Origin of the sequence: Nocardioides marmoriginsengisoli (genome assembly GCF_003725695.1) — a bacterium.
GTDB lineage: Bacteria > Actinomycetota > Actinomycetes > Propionibacteriales > Nocardioidaceae > Marmoricola > Marmoricola marmoriginsengisoli.
Map to the genome: position 1 here is coordinate 1,406,993 of NZ_RJSE01000007.1, position 16,493 is coordinate 1,423,485.

Genomic DNA, 16,493 nt, shown 5'->3' on the forward strand with positions numbered 1-16,493 from the left:
CGCCGTTGCGCACGCGAAGAGCCGCACGGATTGTGGACGGGTCCGTGCGGGCGGGCGGGTGTGGAGCTAGACGGTGCGGCTCACTTCGCGCCGAAGAGCAGGTAGAGGCCGGTGAAGGTGTAGGCCACCATGATCACCAGCAGGCCGAGCTGGCCGGTGACCTGGTGCTTCTTGGGCAGCAGCGCCAGCGCGCGGTCGTGGGCCGAGACCACGCCGACGATGTGGCCGAGGACCACCGCGAGCACCTTGACCGTGGCCAGGAACGTCGGGTGCGCGGAGAGCCAGTAGTTGAACGGCACGCTGTCCATGCCGAGCAGGTTCTGGCCCTTGACCAGCGGATCGCTGAGCTGGTGCAGGGTGATCTGGCCGTACTCGACGAAGTAGCTCAGGTAGTGCGCCACCATGTAGCCGACGATGATCGGCACCACCGAGTGCGCGAACAGCCGCGGCAGGGTGGAGCGCAGCGTGGTGGCCCGGTCGACCCCGGTCGACATCGTGGCGATCGTGAAGGTGATGCCGACGACGCCGCAGAAGAAGAGCAGCGCCATGCTGTTGAGCGCGACGACGTCGATGCCGAGGTCCTTGACGATCCGGAACCAGTGCAACGACTCCTTGTAGGAGTCGAAGGCGGTGGAGCCGAGCAGGACCGCGACCACGGCGACCAGGCCGGCGCGCGGTGTGATCGTGGCGACGTTGGCGAGCGGGCTGCGCCAGACCAGCCGGCCGTCCTCACCGCGTGCCCAGGGGGAGAGCTTCGCGACCAGGTCGGAGTAGACCTCGAACGGGTCGGCGCGGGAGAGCCAGACCTCGCCGAAGAGCGCGCAGCCGATCAGCATCACGCTGGCGTAGATCGCGATCCAGAAGGCGACGCCGGGGTAGAAGCCGTTGGCGCCGATGAAGCCGGCGTACGGGTTCACCAGCTCCTGCCAGACGAACGCGAAGAGCCCGGCGGCGGCGGGCCAGTAGCCGAGCTTCTCCGGGTAGGCGTAGAGGCCCTTGGCGGGATCCGACCGGGTCACGGCCGCGAACGCCAGGTTCAGCGTCCGCATCGGGCTGACGGCCCGGAAGAACCGGCCGAAGAGCAGCGACGCCGGCACGATGCCGATCCAGAGCAGGACGTAGAAGGCGCCGAAGATCGGGTTGTTCAGCAGGTCCGGGCCGGCGAGCATCGCCCAGACGACGTACGCCGTGAAGACCAGCCCGAAACCGCGCAGGGCGCCGCGGAAGCCGGCGCTGTCGATCACCCGGGCGAGCCGAGCCGGTACCGGCCGCTCCCGCCTGGCGTCGTCGTAGCGCGGGGTGCGCCAGGCCAGGATCAGGACGCAGAACGAGACCACCAGGGCGGCGGCGCCGCCGAAGATCGCCAGCGGAGCCGGGATCGGGAGGTCGCGGGCACCGCCGAAGGCGTGCAGGGGTACGAACGAACCGAGGCCGGAGACCACCTAGCTGACCTCGAACTGGACGATCAGCCGGTCGAGGGCGTGGTCCTCGACAGCGATCACGCCGGGCTTGTCGAAGGAGATCGTCACCTCGGAGTCGCCGGCCGGGAAGCCGATGTGCTGCTCCGGGCTGCTGTGCGCGTGCAGCTGACCTGCTTCCGCCGCGTCGATCCGCAGCACCACCGGCTGGTTCCGCTTGATCGCGATCTGCGCTCCGCTCGGGGTCACCGAGTCCGCGGTGATGGTGATGTCGACGACCTTCGCGTCCGCGGCCGGCGTGCCCGTGACCTGGGCGGTCGGGGTGGCCACGACGGTCGGTTCCTCCGCCTCCCTGGTGTCCTTCGCGGAGGAGCCGCAGGCCGTCAGGGCGAGCAGCAGCAGGGTGGCGGCGCCGACGTGCAGCGCGCGGGGACGGGGCGTCATGGGTAACTCCATCGGTGGGACGTGCGACATCGGCCGCTGGTGCTCTGCCAGAATCCCATGACGGGCAGCGATTGCCCCAACTGGCGCGGGAACTCTAGGGGAGTTCTCAGCAAGACGACCCGGCGGAGAGGCCACACGATGAGCGAGCGACTACGCGCCTCCGATCTGGCGCTGCTGACCGCGGAGACGCCGCGGACGCCGATGCAGAACGCGACCCTGGAGATCTTCGAGCCGGGAGACTCCGGTTTCGACTACGACGCGCTGATCGCGCACATCGCGGACCGGATCACCTTCGTCCCGCGCTACCGGCAGGCGATCCGGACCGTGCCGGGCCGGCTCGCGAACCCGGTCTGGGTGGACGACCCGGACTTCGACCTCGGCTACCACGTACGACGCTCGGCACTGCCCCGCCCGGGCACCCTCGACCAGCTCCGTGAGCTGACCGCCCGGATCATGTCGCGCCGGCTGGACCCGTCCCGGCCGCTCTGGGAGGTCTACTTCGTCGAGGGTCTCGAGGACGGCCGGGTCGCGGTGCTGTCCAAGTCGCACCAGATCCTGGTCGACGGGATCGCGACCGTGGACCTCGGCCAGGTGCTGCTCGACGTCGACCCCGGGCCGCGGCACCTGGTCCCGGACGACTGGCGGCCGGACGACGAGCCGTCCCAGGCCAGCCTGGTGCTGGGCGCCATCGCCGACACCGCCCGCGACCCCCGGACCGTGCTGACCACCGCCGGTTCCGTCCTCGGGCGGGTCGGCACGCTGGCGGCCGGCGCGCTGTCCAACCGACGGCCGACGCCCGACAGCCCGTTCAACGTCGAGCCGTCCGAGCAGCGCCGGGTGGTCCTGGTGCGGACCGCCCTGAAGGACTACCGGCGGGTCCGCCGGGTGCACGGCGGCACCGTGAACGACGTCATCCTGGCGACCCTGACCGGCGCGATCCGGTCCTGGCTGATGACCAGGGCGGAGTCGGTCAACAGCGGCCGCCGGATCAAGGCGCTGGTCCCGATGAGCGTCATCGACGAGGACCTCGAGCCGACCTCGCTCGGCTCCCAGGTGATCGGCCACCGGCTCGACCTGCCGATCGGGGAGGCCTCGCCGATCATCCGGCTGCACCAGGTCTCCTACGCGTTCAAGGCGCACAGCGAGACCGGCCGCGCCGTCGCCGCGGACCGGATCGCCGGGGTGGCCGGGTTCGCGCCGACCACTTTCCACGCCCTCGGGTCACGGGTCGCCGTCGAGGAGTCCCAGGGCGTCAACCTGGTGATCACCAACGTCCCCGGTCCGCAGTTCCCGATGTTCATGGCCGGCGCGGAGATGACCGAGACCTACCCGGTGCCGCCGTTGCAGCCCGGGTTCGCGATCGCGATCGGCGTGACGTCGTACGACGGCGGCGTCTACTACGGGATCACCGCCGACCGTGACATCCTGCCCGATGTCGACGTGCTCGGAGCCTGCGTCCGGGAGTCGCTCGACGAGCTGGTCGACTCCTCCAGCGACAACCGCCCGCGGGCGCCGCGCGGCCGCAAGAAGTGAGGTAACGATGCGGATCTACGTCCCCACCACGCTGCCCGGCCTGGCCGCCTACCTGCGGGCCGACGCCGTCCCCTCGACGGCCGAGCGCTTCGTCCCCGACGACGAGACCGAGGAGGCGGAGTACGAGGCGCTCTCCGAGGCCGCGGAGGCCGCCACCGCCCTGCTCGACGAGCCCGGGCGCCGGGTCGTGGTGGTCGCCGACGTCCCCGACGAGGACGCCGCCTTCCCGATCAGCCTGATCGAGGCGGTGCACGCCGACACCGACGACGTCGACCCGGCTTCGGACGACCTGCCCGATCTCGGCTGGTACGCGACCCAGGAGATCGACGACCTGATCGGCTGAGGGTAACGTCGCGAGGCATGGACGCGATCACTCACCCACCGGCTCCCACCAACGAGCCGAACCTGAACTACGCGCCGGGCAGCCCCGAACGGGCCGACCTCGTCGCCGAGCTCACCCGGCAGTCCGCCCGCACCGTCAACCTGCCCGCCACCATCGGCGGCCGGCGGCGGATGGGCGGCGGCAAGGAATTCCAGGTCGTGCAGCCGCACGAGCACGCCTCCGTGCTCGGCGTCTCCCGGCACAGCACCACCAAGGACGCCGAGGCGGCCGTCCGGGCCGCGGCGAAGGCGGCGCCCGGGTGGCGTGCGCTGCCCTTCGACGAGCGCGCCGCGGTGCTGCTCAAGGCCGCCGACCTGCTGGCCGGCCCGTGGCGGGCGCGGCTCAACGCCGCCACCATGCTCGGCCAGTCGAAGACCGCCTGGCAGGCCGAGATCGACAGCGCCTGCGAGCTGATCGACTTCTGGCGCTTCAACGTGCACTACGCCCGGCAGATCCTGGCCGAGCAGCCGATCGCGAACGCCCCCGGCATCTGGAACCGCACCGACCACCGCCCGCTCGAAGGATTCGTCTACGCGATCACGCCGTTCAACTTCACCGCGATCGCCGGCAACCTGCCGACGGCGCCGGCGCTGATGGGCAACACGGTGATCTGGAAGCCGTCCCCGACGCAGCAGCTCGCGGCCGGCCTGATCATGCAGCTGCTCGAGGAGGCCGGCCTGCCGCCGGGCGTGATCAACATGCTCCCCGGGGACGGGATCGACGTCTCGAAGGTGCTGCTGCACCACCCCGACCTGGCCGGCATCCACTTCACCGGGTCGACGCCGACCTTCCAGCGGCTCTGGTCGGAGGTCGGGGCCAACCTGCCGTCGTACCGGTCCTACCCGCGGATCGTGGGGGAGACCGGGGGCAAGGACTTCGTGCTCGCGCACCCGTCGGCGGACCTCGACGTGCTCCGGGTCGCGCTGGTCCGCGGGGCGTTCGAGTACCAGGGCCAGAAGTGCTCGGCGGCGTCGCGCGCGTACGTGCCGAAGTCGCTGTGGAAGAAGCTCCGGGAGCCGCTGGTCGCGGAGACCGAGGGCCTCACGATGGGCAGCGTCACCGACCTGTCGAACTTCATGGGCGCGGTGATCGACGACCGGGCCTTCGCCAAGCACAAGGCCGCGATCGCCCGGGCCAAGCGCGCCCCGAAGCTGGACGTGGTCGCCGGCGGCCAGTGCGACGACCGGGTCGGCTACTTCGTCCGGCCGACGATCGTGACGTCCACCGACCCGACCGACGCGATGTTCGCGACCGAGTACTTCGGCCCGATCCTGGCCCTGCACGTGTACGACGACAGCCGGTTCGAGCAGGTCGCCGACCAGCTCGAGTCCTTCGCGCCGTACGCGCTGACCGGCGCCGTGATCGCCCGGGACCGGCATGCGATCGACTGGGCCAGCGAGCGGCTCCGGTTCGCGGCCGGCAACTTCTACGTCAACGACAAGCCGACCGGTGCCGTCGTCGGCCAGCAGCCGTTCGGTGGTGCCCGGGCGTCCGGGACCAACGACAAGGCCGGCGCGGCCGGCAACCTGCTGCGCTGGACCTCGCCGCGGTCGATCAAGGAGACCTTCGTGGCGCCGACCTCGGTCGGCTACCCGCATATGGGCTGAGGGATACTGGCCGGGTGATCCTGGAACACCTCGGCAAGCTGCACGCCTACGAGCACGTGCTGGTGCTGCTGCTCGCCTTCGGGCCGATCCTGCTGCTGGCCATCACGATCAGGATCGCCCGCAAGCGGAACGCGGCCGAGGACGAGTAGGGCTGCCGGCTAGCGGGCCAGCCAGTCCCGGCCGACCTTGTTCTCGGCGCGCAGCGCCTTGCCGAGCATGTCGCCGATCAAGGACTCGATCTTGCCGCCGATCAGCGGGATCGAGGCCTTCACGGTGACCTGGACGACCTCGGTGGTGCCGCCGTCGGCTGCGGTGAGGGTCACGGTGCCCTTCATGTCCCCGGGCTTGCCGGGGATGGTCACGTGCAGCGCGGCGCTGGTCGGCGACGACCAGGACTCGGTCTGGACGATGTTGAGCTCCTCGCCGACCAGCTTGCGGGCGAACGAGGGCACCTCGGTGGCCGGCCGGTACTGGTCGACCTTGACGTCCATCCCGGCGCCGGTCGGGGTGATCGTCACCTCGCGGCGCGGGTAGCGCTGGAACTCGCAGACCTGGTCGCGGAACTCGGGGTCGGCGAGCATCGCGTAGACCTGCTCGGGGGTGGCACCGTCGTACCGGAGCTCGAAGCGGACGTCCTTGCCCATCAGCGGTCTCCTGCCAGCCAGGCGGCGCCGACGGCCCGCTCCTTGCCGAAGCCCTCGGTGGTCAGCTCGACCACCAGCTTCTCCAGCTTGCCGCCGATCAGCGGCACGCTGGCCTTCACCTCGAGGTCGTAGGTCAGCACGCTGCCCCCGCCCTGCTCGGTGATCGTCGCGGTGCCGTTGATGCTGGTCGGCTTGCCGGGGGTGTCCACCGAGAACGCCGCCGTCGTCCCGCTCCAGACCTGGGTCGTGATCGCCCGGGTGGAGTCGCCCACGAACTTCTTGGCGAAGCCCGGCACCCCGACCACGGCCTGCTCCTGGTCGACGACGACCTTGGTCGCGCCGCCGTCGTCCTCGACGGTCGCGGTGCTGGAGATGGCTCCGGTGGCGACGGCCACCTTGTCCCAGAACTCGGGATCGGTCAGCATCGCGAACACCGCGGCGGGCGCGGCGTCGTAGCTCAGGTCGTGGTGGAGTTTCATGCGAGGCATCATATGTTGGCAGCATGGACGCTTCGGAGAACTTCGTCAGCTTCGGCGAGGAGGGTGCGCTGCTCACCTACGGCAGCTACCTGCGGCTGCCGCAGCTGCTCGACGCGCAGCACCTGGAGTCGGATCCGCCCGCGCACGACGAGCTGCTCTTCATCACCATCCACCAGGTCTACGAGCTCTGGTTCCAGCAGCTGCTGCACGAGGCCCAGACCGCCCGGGACGCTCTGGTCGGCACCGTCGCCGACAGCGGCGGGCGCGACCTCTGGTTCGTCCGGCACCTGCTCACGCGGATGCACGTGATCGAGCGGGTCCTGGTCCAGCAGGTCGACGTGCTGGAGACGATGACGCCGCAGGACTTCCTGGAGTTCCGCCAGCGGCTGGCGCCGGCCAGCGGGTTCCAGTCGGTGCAGTTCCGCGAGCTGGAGTTCCTCTCCGGCGCCAAGGATCCGCGCTACCTGGAGCGGTTCAAGGGCATCACCGCAGCCGAGAAGGACCGCCTGGACCGTCGGCTCGCCGAGCCGTCGCTCTGGGACGGCTTCGTGCACGTGCTCGGCGAGGCCGGGCTGGAAGCCTCCTCGGACGCGGCGATCACCGCGTCGCTGCGCACGGTCGCCCACGACCGGTCGTCGTACGCGGACCTCTGGGGGCTCGCCGAGGCGCTGCTCCAGCACGACGAGCTGGCGGCGGCCTGGCGGGCCCGGCACGTGGTGATGGTGGAGCGGATGATCGGCGCGAAGACGGGGACCGGCGGATCGACCGGCGCCGAGTACCTGCGCAGCCGGCTGTCGATGAAGTTCTACCCGCTGCTCTGGGAGCTCCGCTCCGCGCTCTGAATGCCTCTCGGATCCGAGATCCACGGGCCCGGACTGTTGTCGCCGTCGGCGTCGCGGCCCTAGCCTCGAATTGTGCCAACGAGCCCGGACGACAGCAGGTCTGACCTGATCACGCGGCTGTGCCGGTACGCCGAGTCACGACCGCCCGCGGGACCGGCCGGCCTCGCCGTCGGCGACCTGCTTCGCGCCTACTACCTGCACGCCGCTTACGAGGACCTGGCCGAGCGCGACGAGGTCGACCTGTACGGCGCGGCCGCCCACCACCTCCGCTCCGGGACCGAGCGTCCGCAGGGCACCGCGACCGTCCGGATCCTCACCCCGACGGTGCCGATCGACGGCTGGTCCGCGGGTGGGCACACCGTGGTCGAGGTGGTCACCGACGACATGCCGTTCCTGGTCGACTCGGTCACGATGGCGCTCGACCAGGCCGGGCACGGCGTGCACCTGGTGATCCACCCGCAGCTGGTGGTGCGGCGCGACGTCGCCGGCCACCTGCAAGAGGTGCTGGGCGTCGAGCACGGGGCGACCGAAGGGCACGACGTCGGCCGCGAGTCCTGGATGCACCTGGAGATCGACCGGATCGGCGACGACGAGATCCCGGCGCTGGCCGCGAACCTGGAGAAGGTGCTGACCGACGTCCGCGAGGCGGTCGAGGACTGGCGCCGGATGCACGACCGGCTCGATGCGCTGGTGGCGGAGCTCGAGGCCGACCCGCCGGTCCTGCCCGAGGGCGAGGTCGAGCAGGGGGTGGCCTTCCTGCGCTGGCTCGGCGAGGACCACTTCACCTTCCTCGGCTACCGGGAGTACGCCCTCGCCGGCCACGGCGAGACCCTCGAGCTCGAGGCCCTGCCCGGCACCGGGTTCGGCATCCTCCGCTCGGACCCGACCGCGGTCGGCGTGCTGCCGCCGCTGGTGGCCGCCAAGGCGCGCGAGAAGACCCTGCTGGTGCTAGCCAAGGCGAACGCCCGGGCGACCGTGCACCGCCCGGTCCGGCTGGACTACGTCGGGATCAAGAAGTTCGACGACGCCGGCGAGGTGGTCGGCGAGCGCCGCTTCCTCGGGCTGTTCTCCTCGGCGGCGTACACCGAGTCGGTGACCCGGATCCCGCTCGCCCGGGAGAAGGCCAAGGCCGTCATCGCCGACGCCGGGTTCGAGCCGATGAGCCATGCCGGCAAGGCGATGCTCGACGTCCTGGAGACCTACCCGCGCGACGAGCTCTTCCAGACCCCGGTCGCCGAGCTGGTGCCGATCGCCACCACCGTGATGCACACCCGCGAGCGCCGCCAGCTCAAGCTCTTCGTCCGCCGCGACGTCTACGGCCGGTACTGGTCGGTGCTGGTCTACCTGCCCAAGGACCGCTACAACACCGCCGTCCGGGAGCGGATCGCCGCGATCCTCACCGAGCGGCTGCACGGCTCCTCGATCGAGTTCACCGCGAACATCGGGGACTCCTACGCGGCCCGGTTGCACTTCGTGGTCCGCCCCTCGGAGGGCGACGTCGTCGGCGAGGTGGATGTCGCCGACCTGGAGCGTCGCTGCGCCGAGACCGCCCGGTCGTGGACCGACGACTTCGGTGCCGCCGTGATCGCCGAGTACGGCGAGGAGCAGGGCAGCCGGCTGGCCCGCCGGTACGCCGGCTGCTTCCCCGAGGCGTACAAGGAGGACTACCCGGCCCGCACCGGTGCCGCCGACATCGGCCGGCTGGAGGCGCTCGACGACGGTGCCGACGGTATCGGCCTCTCGCTGTACCAGGAGGTCGGCGCCCCGGAGGGAGAGGCTCGGCTCAAGGTCTACCGGGTCGGCGCCCCGCTCTCGCTCTCCGAGGTGCTGCCGGTGCTGACCGCGATGGGCGTCGAGGTGGTCGACGAGCGGCCCTACGAGCTGGAGGGCCTGCCGAGGCCGTCGTTCGTCTACGACTTCGGGCTCCGCTACCGCGGCGGGCTGCCGCAGCAGGCGCGGGATCTCTTCCAGGACACCGTGCTCGCGGTCTGGGACGGGCGCAACGAGGTGGACGGCTTCAACGCACTGGTGCTGTCCGTCGGGATCACCTGGCGGCAGGCGGTCGTGCTGCGCGCCTACGCCCGGCACATGCAGCAGGGGAACTCGCCGTTCGCGCAGGCCACGATCGAGGAGGCGCTCCGGGTCAACGTGGACATCACCCGGTTGCTGGTGCAGCTCTTCGAGGCGCGGTTCTCTCCCGACGGGACTACGGCCTGCGCGGAGTTCGAGGAGCGGATCGTCGCCGCCCTGGAGGACGTCTCCAGCCTCGACCACGACCGGATCCTGCGCTCCTACCTGACCTGGATCACCGCGACGCTGCGGACCAACTTCTTCCAGACGGACGCCGGCGGGCTGCCGCACCCGTACCTGTCCCTGAAGCTGGACCCGGGGGCGATCCCGGACCTCCCCGAGCCGCGTCCCCGGTTCGAGATCTTCGTCTACTCGCCGCGGGTCGAGGGAGTGCACCTGCGCTTCGGCGCGGTCGCCCGCGGCGGGCTGCGCTGGTCGGACCGGCGCGACGACTTCCGCTCCGAGGTGCTCGGGCTGGTGAAGGCCCAGATGGTCAAGAACACGGTGATCGTCCCGGTCGGCGCCAAGGGCGGGTTCTACGCCAAGCAGATGCCCGACCCGGCCGATCGTGATGCCTGGATGGCCGAGGGGATCGCCTGCTACCGGACCTTCATCTCCGGTCTGCTCGACGTCACCGACAACCTCGTCGACGGGCCGGACGGCCGCACCGTGGTGCCGCCCGCGCAGGTGGTCCGGCACGACGCCGACGACACCTACCTGGTGGTGGCCGCGGACAAGGGCACCGCCACCTTCAGCGACATCGCCAACGCGGTCTCGGCCGAGTACGGCTTCTGGCTCGGCGACGCGTTCGCCTCCGGAGGATCGGTCGGGTACGACCACAAGGCGATGGGGATCACCGCACGCGGCGCCTGGGTCTCGGTACGACGGCACTTCCGCGAGCTCGGCGTCGACTGCCAGACGGAGGACTTCACCTGCGTCGGCATCGGCGACATGTCCGGCGACGTCTTCGGCAACGGTCTGCTCTGCTCCGAGCACACCCTGCTGGTGGCGGCGTTCGACCACCGCGACATCTTCCTGGACCCGAGCCCCGACCCGGCAGCGTCGTACGCCGAGCGCCGCCGGCTCTTCGACCTGCCGCGGTCGTCCTGGAAGGACTACGACACCGCGCTGATCTCGGCGGGCGGGGGCGTGTTCCCGCGCTCCGCGAAGTCGATCCCGCTCTCGCCCGAGGTGCGCGCCGTGCTCGGCGTGGAGGCGTCCGCGATGACTCCGGCCGAGCTGATGCGGGCGATCCTGCTCGCTCCGGTGGACCTGCTCTGGAACGGCGGGATCGGCACCTACGTGAAGGCCGCCGCCGAGTCCGACGCGGACGCCGCGGACAAGGCGAACGACGCGATCCGGGTCGACGGCGGTGACCTGCGGGTGCGCTGCGTCGGTGAGGGCGGCAACCTGGGCTTCACGCAACGCGGCCGGATCGAGTTCGCGTTGACGGGTGGCCGGATCAACACCGACTTCATCGACAACTCCGCCGGCGTGGACACCTCCGACCACGAGGTGAACATCAAGATCCTGCTCGACAAGGTCGTCGGCGAGGGCGACCTCACCGGGAAGCAGCGCAACGAGCTGCTCGCCTCGATGACCGACGAGGTCGGCGACCTGGTGCTGGCCGACAACTACGACCAGAACCTGGCGCTGGCCAACGCCGGCGCCCAGGCGCCCGCCCTGCTGCACGTCCACGAGGACTGGATGCGGTCGCTGGAGGCCGCCGGCCTGCTCAACCGGGAGCTGGAGGCGCTGCCGTCCCGCCGCGAGGTGGCGGCCCGGATCGAGACCGGTGAGGGGCTCAGCGGCCCCGAGCTGGCGGTGCTGCTGTCGTACACCAAGATCGTGCTCGCCGATCAGCTGCTGGAGAGCGCGATCGCCGACGACCCGTTCCTCCGCGGCGACCTGTACCGGTACTTCCCGACCACGATGCGCCAGGACTACCGGACCGCGATGGAGGCGCACCCGCTGCGCCGCGAGATCGTGGTGACCCAGCTGGTCAACCAGCTCGTCAACGGCGCCGGGATGACCTACGTGCACCGGCTCGCCGGGGAGACCTCGGCGTCGACCGACCAGCTCGCGCTGGCCAACTTCGTCTCCCGGGAGATCTTCGGGGCGGCCGCGCTGAACCGGCAGATCAACGCGCTCGACAACCAGCTCGACGCCGAGGTGCAGACCCGGGTCCGGCTGGAGGTGCGCACCCTCGTCGAGCGGGCCAGCCGCTGGCTGGTCAACAACCGCCGGCTGCCGCTGGACAGCGAGGCGGTCGTCGAGGAGTTCGAGGTGACCGTCGAGAAGGTGACCGCGGCCCTGCCCGAGCTGATGACCGGACTCGAGCTGGCAGCCTTCGAGGCTCGCTCCGAGGCGTTCGTCGCGATCGGGGTGCCCGCCGACCTGGCCGCCAAGGTGGCCGCCTGCCCGCCGGCGTACATGGTGCTCGGGATCGTGCAGACGGCGGCGCGGGCCGATGCCGACCCGCTGGAGGTGGCCCGGCTGCACTTCGCGCTCGCCGAGCTGCTCGGCCTGCCCGGGCTGGTGACCCGGATCCTGGCGCTGCCGAGGCGCGACCGGTGGCAGACGATGGCCAGGGCGGCCCTCCGCGACGACTTGCACAGCGTGCACGCCCAGCTGACCGGCCAGGCGCTCGACGCCACCGACCTGGAGGCGTGGCGGATGGCCAACGCCGCCGCGGTCGAGCGGGCGGCGGCCACGTTCGCAATGATCTGCGCCGACGAGGACGCCGACCTGGCCCGGATGTCGGTCGCACTGCGGGTGCTGCGATCGCTGGTCGAGGGGCCGTAGCGGCGGCCGGACCGATAGGTTCAGCGCATGAATCCTGCCGACCTGCCGGCGTACGCGGTGGCCCGTCGTACGGCCACCGGCGACCTGACCGCGGCAGCGGTCGCCGAGGCGTGCCTGGACCGGATCGAGAAGCGCGACCCGGGCCTGAACGCCTTCTCGGTGGTGCTCGCCGACGAGGCCCGCGCCGAGGCTGCGCGGCTCGACGCCGCGCGGGCTGCGGGAGAACCGTGCGGGCCGTTGCACGGGGTGCCGGTGGCGATCAAGGAGGAGATCGACGTCGCCGGCTGCGTGACCACCTTCGGCGGTGCAGCGAACAGCACCCCGGCCGCCCGGGACGCCGAGATCGTCCGCCGGTTGCGGCACGCCGGCGCGGTGATCGTCGGCAAGACCCGGATGCCCGAGTTCGGGCAGTGGCCGTTCACCGAGTCCGTCGACGGCGGCATCACCCGCAACCCCTGGGACCGCAGCCGCACCCCGGGCGGATCGAGCGGAGGCAGTGCCGCCGCGGTGGCCGCCGGGATGGTGCCGGTCGCCATCGGCGGTGACGGAGGCGGGTCGATCCGGATCCCGTCCGCCTGCTGCGGGCTCTACGGACTCAAGCCGACCCGTGGCCGGGTGACCAGCGACCCGATGGCGCACCTCTGGTACGCGCTCGGCACGGCGGGCCCGCTGACCCGGACGGTCCTGGATGCGGCGCTGGTCTACGACGTGGTCCGCGGCAACCTGGCCGGGGACCGGTTCACCGCGGTCGAGCCGGCGACGACCTTCATGGCCGCCGCCGGAGCCGATCCCGGCCGGCTCCGGATCGGCTGGTCGAACGCGTCCGCCGTCCCCGGGGTGAAGCCGGCCCGGGAGCACGCCGACGCGGTGGTCGCCACGGCGGCGCTGCTCGCCGAGCTCGGGCACGACGTCCGCGAGATCGACCCGCGGTACCCGGACGCGACCGCCGCCTTCGTCCCGCAGTTCTTCGGCGGCGTCCGGGCCGAGGCCGACGAGATGGAGCACTTCGGCCGGCTGGAGGCACGCACCCGGCAGACCTACAAGCTGGGCGCGTGGGTCACCGACGGCGTCCTGGAGAAGGCCCTGGCTGCGGGGGAGCGGGTCTCCGAGCGGGCCAACCGGATCTTCACGGGGTTCCCCGGGCAGGCCGGCGTCGACGTGCTGCTCAGCCCGGTGATCGGGCCGCGGCCGCGCCGGGTCGGCGCGCTTGCGCGCGGCGGCACCGTCGCCGCCGCGATGAAGTCCCGCCCGATGGTCGCCTGGACGGCGCTGTGGAACGTGACCGGGAACCCGGCCGCCTCGGTCCCGACCGGGATCGCCGCGGACGGGATGCCGGTGGCGGTCCAGCTGGTGGGCCGCGTCGCGGACGAGACCACGCTGCTCTCGTTGTCGGCCCAGCTCGAGCGGGCCCGGCCCTGGCCGCTGCTGACGGACCCGGACGCATGAGCCTCCTCCTGACGCCTCGGGCCTGGGTACGGCGCCAGGTCGTCGGCCGGGTGCGGACGCTGCCCAGCCCGCTGGTCGGGCGGACGGTGCTGATCACCGGGGCGTCGTCGGGGGTGGGCGAGGCGGCCGCGGAGGCGATCGCGTCCCGGGGCGCGGTGGTGCTGCTGGCGGCACGTCGTGCGGACGAGCTGGAGCGGGTGCGGGCCCGGATCGTCGCAGGAGGGGGAGAGGCGCACGCCTACGTCTGCGACCTGACCGACGGCGACGACGTGGACGCCCTGATGGTCCGGCTGCTGGCCGAGCACGGGGCCGTCGACATGCTGGTCAACAACGCCGGCCGCTCCATCCGCCGCTCGCTGGAGTACTCCTACGACCGGATGCACGACTTCGAGCGGACGATGGCGATCAACTACTTCGGGCCGGTGCGGCTGATCCTCGGGCTGCTCCCGGCGATGCGCGCGCAGCGGTTCGGCCACGTCGTCAACGTGGTCACCTGGGGCGTCCAGATCAAGGCACCGCGGTTCGCGGCGTACATCGCCTCGAAGACGGCCCTGGACACCTTCAGTCGGATCGCCGGCCGGGAGGCGTACGACGACAACGTCACGTTCACCAACCTCCGGCTGTCGCTGGTCCGGACCGAGATGATCGCGGCCACGGACGCCTACGACCGCGCGCCGGCGAAGACGCCCGAGCAGGCGGCCGCGCTCGTCGTACGGGCGCTGGAGGACCGGCCTCTGACGATCAGCACGGCGATCGGCAACGTCGCCGAGGTGCTGAACCTGGTGGCGCCGCGGTTGATGGACGCGGTCGCGGCCAAGGCGTCCCAGCGGTACCCGGACTCGCGGGCCGCGCGCGGGGACTAGCGGGGCTCGTCGTCGTTCTTGCGGACCCCGAGCGGGGTCGCGAACACGATGATGTTGCTGGTGTACTCCGAGCCGGTCCAGCCGGTGCAGGTGACCAGCACCAGGCGGTTGTCCGGCCGGTCCTGGCTGAACAGCTCCTCGGAGTGCTTCGCCAGCTGGGCGCGGGTGTAGACGAAGACCTTCGTGGTCAGGTACTCCACGGTGCCGCGCTTGGTCTTGATCTGGACGGCGGCGCCCGGGCGGAGCTCGCCGAGCTTGTTCATCACGCCGCCGCCGGTGTGCACGGTGTGGCCGGTCAGCAGCGTCTGGCCGCTCGGCGAGCCGGGCTTGGCGCTGCTCTTCCACCAGCCGACCTCGCGGTAGTCCTCCGGCGGGTGCAGCACGTTGACGCCGCCCTCGAGGACCATCGAGATCGGGATGATCGGCGCCCGGAGCTTGATCGCCGGGACGATCAGCAGCTCGGGGTTCGACGGGGCCGCCAGCGGGCGGTACTCCGAGCTGTCCCCGTACTCGGGGTCCGGGGTGCTCAGGCCCGGGGAGGGAATGACAAAGCCGGCGATCACCATCGCGAGGAGCAGGACGACGAGTCGTTTGGTTGCTCCTCCGACGCGATCGCCGGCTTTGCCTTCGTTCACTTAGCGGTACTGCGTCACTTCGTCAGCAGCATGCGGCGGTAGCCGATGAGGCCGGCCGTACCCGCGAGCAGCACCAGCGCGGTGGTCGCCATCAGCACGTCGCGCGTGGTGTGGTCCGCACCCGAGACGCCCGAGTCGACGACGGTCGGGGTGCCCGGGGGCTCCTCGGTCGGGGTCGGGGTCGGCGTCGGGGTGTCGACGATCGCGCGGTTCGGGCCACAGGAGACCTTGCCGACGGTGGCGTCGACCAGGCCGGCGCCGTTCAGGAACGGAGCCGCGGCACCGAGCACCTTCACCTTGAGAGCGGTCGCCTTGACGCTGCGGCCGCCGTCACCCGGGGTGACGTCGTTGATGGTGATCTTCAGCAGGTTGTCGCTGACCGCGACGAGAAGCGGCTCGAGCGCGTTGACCAGCGGGGCCACGATCGTGCCGATGACGGTGTCGAGGAGCGGCTTGAGCGCACCGTCGGTGATGCCCGCGAGCTGGCCCTGGAGCATGGTGGCGATCTGGGTGAGCAGCGCGTCCTTCAGTGCGTCGAGGACCGTGTTCAGGTTCACGAGGACGTCGGTGCCGCCCGGCTTGGCCGGAACGTCGACGTTCAGGTTGAGCAGGGTCAGCTTCTGGCCCGCGAGGGTCAGCGTGATCGGGATGCTCTTGTCACCGCTGGTGTCGAGCAGGTTGACCGTGCCGGTCGCCTTGGTCGGGTTGGCGACACAGCTCGCCTCGATGACCGAGAGGCCACCGCTCAGGCCGATGTTCAGCGGGGTCGACGCCAGCGCGCCGGTCAGCTGGCTGACGACCGTCTGCAGGCCGCCGAGGACCGGGGCGAGGGTCGAGCCGAGGACGCCGTTCAGCGCGGTGCTGATCGCGCCGTTGCCGCCGAGCAGGTTCACCAGGTCGAGGTCGAGCGAGCCCAGGTCGAGGGTGAGCGGGCCGCCCTCGAGGTTGCAGCTCTCGGTGCCGACGGTGACGAGGCCGCCACCGGTGCCGGCGAGACCGGCGCAGGCGTAGGAGGTGCCGTCCTTGTTGGCCTTCGCGCTCTGAATGGCGACACCGGCCTTGATGGCGTTGTTGCCCGGGATCAGGCTGACCAGGTCGGGCAGCGTGCTCGCGTTGTTGGTGGTCTCGGTGGTGCCGTCGTTGCTCGCGGTCTTGGTCTGGGTCACGAGGCTGTTGCCGGCGAGCGAGAGCTGCAGGCTCTGCGCGTCGGCCTGCGAGACAGGCGCGGCAGCGAAGACAGGCGATACGGCGAGTGCAGAAACAGCCGCCGCCCCGATGATGGCGCCAAAGCGCAACACACGTCGGTTCAAGATGGATCCTCCCGG

General features: G+C 71.3%; 14 protein-coding genes. 8 read left to right on the top strand and 6 right to left on the bottom strand.

The genetic code is table 11. The features are described 5' to 3' along the window. Positions 1-80 precede the first annotated feature (80 nt). Positions 81-1,442 carry a hypothetical protein gene (locus EFK50_RS15260; RefSeq protein ID WP_123228360.1) on the bottom strand — a complete coding sequence of 454 codons (1,362 nt, stop codon included), beginning with the start codon at positions 1,440-1,442 and terminating at the stop codon, positions 81-83. Then, entirely contained in the window at positions 1,443-1,862 is a 420-nt protein-coding gene (locus EFK50_RS15265) for a hypothetical protein (protein WP_123228361.1), read from the bottom strand. A 138-nt stretch (positions 1,863-2,000) separates the two neighbouring features. Between EFK50_RS15265 and EFK50_RS15270 the strand changes: the two genes are divergently transcribed. From EFK50_RS15270 to EFK50_RS22865, 4 genes are read left to right on the top strand one after another with little or no spacing between them, the layout of a single operon-like run. Continuing rightward, entirely contained in the window at positions 2,001-3,395 is a 1,395-nt protein-coding gene (locus EFK50_RS15270; protein WP_123228362.1) for a WS/DGAT/MGAT family O-acyltransferase, read from the top strand. A 7-nt stretch (positions 3,396-3,402) separates the two neighbouring features. Next, positions 3,403-3,738, top strand: coding sequence for a DUF6912 family protein (locus EFK50_RS15275; RefSeq protein WP_123228363.1), 336 nt, complete (start codon positions 3,403-3,405; stop codon positions 3,736-3,738). A gap of 17 nt (positions 3,739-3,755) precedes the next feature. Further along, positions 3,756-5,384 carry an L-glutamate gamma-semialdehyde dehydrogenase gene (gene pruA, locus EFK50_RS15280; protein ID WP_123228364.1) on the top strand — a complete coding sequence of 543 codons (1,629 nt, stop codon included), beginning with the start codon at positions 3,756-3,758 and terminating at the stop codon, positions 5,382-5,384. A gap of 14 nt (positions 5,385-5,398) precedes the next feature. Further along, positions 5,399-5,533 carry a hypothetical protein gene (locus EFK50_RS22865; protein ID WP_281274033.1) on the top strand — a complete coding sequence of 45 codons (135 nt, stop codon included), beginning with the start codon at positions 5,399-5,401 and terminating at the stop codon, positions 5,531-5,533. Between the two features lie 9 nt (positions 5,534-5,542). Here EFK50_RS22865 and EFK50_RS15285 read toward each other — a convergent pair whose 3' ends face one another. Together EFK50_RS15285 and EFK50_RS15290 are read right to left on the bottom strand one after the other, a co-directional pair. Beyond that, positions 5,543-6,028, bottom strand: coding sequence for a DUF2505 domain-containing protein (locus tag EFK50_RS15285; protein ID WP_123228365.1), 486 nt, complete (start codon positions 6,026-6,028; stop codon positions 5,543-5,545). Continuing rightward, a complete protein-coding gene (locus EFK50_RS15290) occupies positions 6,028-6,507 on the bottom strand; it encodes a DUF2505 domain-containing protein (RefSeq protein ID WP_183407850.1) in 480 nt (159 codons plus the stop codon). The genes EFK50_RS15285 and EFK50_RS15290 overlap by 1 nt, the downstream gene beginning before the upstream one ends. A 23-nt stretch (positions 6,508-6,530) precedes the next feature. Here EFK50_RS15290 and EFK50_RS15295 point away from each other — a divergent pair, with 23 nt between their 5' ends. The 4 genes from EFK50_RS15295 to EFK50_RS15310 all read left to right on the top strand — a co-directional run bounded on the left by EFK50_RS15295 (position 6,531) and on the right by EFK50_RS15310 (position 14,533). Then, positions 6,531-7,349: a tryptophan 2,3-dioxygenase gene (locus EFK50_RS15295; RefSeq protein WP_123228367.1), complete on the top strand. Its 819-nt coding sequence runs from the start codon at positions 6,531-6,533 to the stop codon at positions 7,347-7,349. A 72-nt stretch (positions 7,350-7,421) separates the two neighbouring features. Further along, positions 7,422-12,224, top strand: coding sequence for an NAD-glutamate dehydrogenase (locus EFK50_RS15300; protein WP_123228368.1), 4,803 nt, complete (start codon positions 7,422-7,424; stop codon positions 12,222-12,224). Positions 12,225-12,251: 27 nt separating this feature from the next. Further along, entirely contained in the window at positions 12,252-13,670 is a 1,419-nt protein-coding gene (locus tag EFK50_RS15305; protein WP_123228369.1) for an amidase, read from the top strand. Continuing rightward, entirely contained in the window at positions 13,667-14,533 is an 867-nt protein-coding gene (locus EFK50_RS15310; protein ID WP_123228370.1) for an SDR family NAD(P)-dependent oxidoreductase, read from the top strand. The genes EFK50_RS15305 and EFK50_RS15310 overlap by 4 nt, the downstream gene beginning before the upstream one ends. Here EFK50_RS15310 and EFK50_RS15315 read toward each other — a convergent pair. Together EFK50_RS15315 and EFK50_RS15320 are read right to left on the bottom strand one after the other, a co-directional pair. After that, complete coding sequence (locus EFK50_RS15315) at positions 14,530-15,168, bottom strand: class F sortase (protein ID WP_123228371.1); 639 nt, start codon at positions 15,166-15,168, stop codon at positions 14,530-14,532. The two genes, EFK50_RS15310 and EFK50_RS15315, sit on opposite strands and share 4 nt — an antisense overlap. 14 nt (positions 15,169-15,182) lie before the next feature. Beyond that, complete coding sequence (locus tag EFK50_RS15320; protein ID WP_148046191.1) at positions 15,183-16,478, bottom strand: hypothetical protein; 1,296 nt, start codon at positions 16,476-16,478, stop codon at positions 15,183-15,185. Between the last annotated feature and the right edge of the window lie 15 nt (positions 16,479-16,493).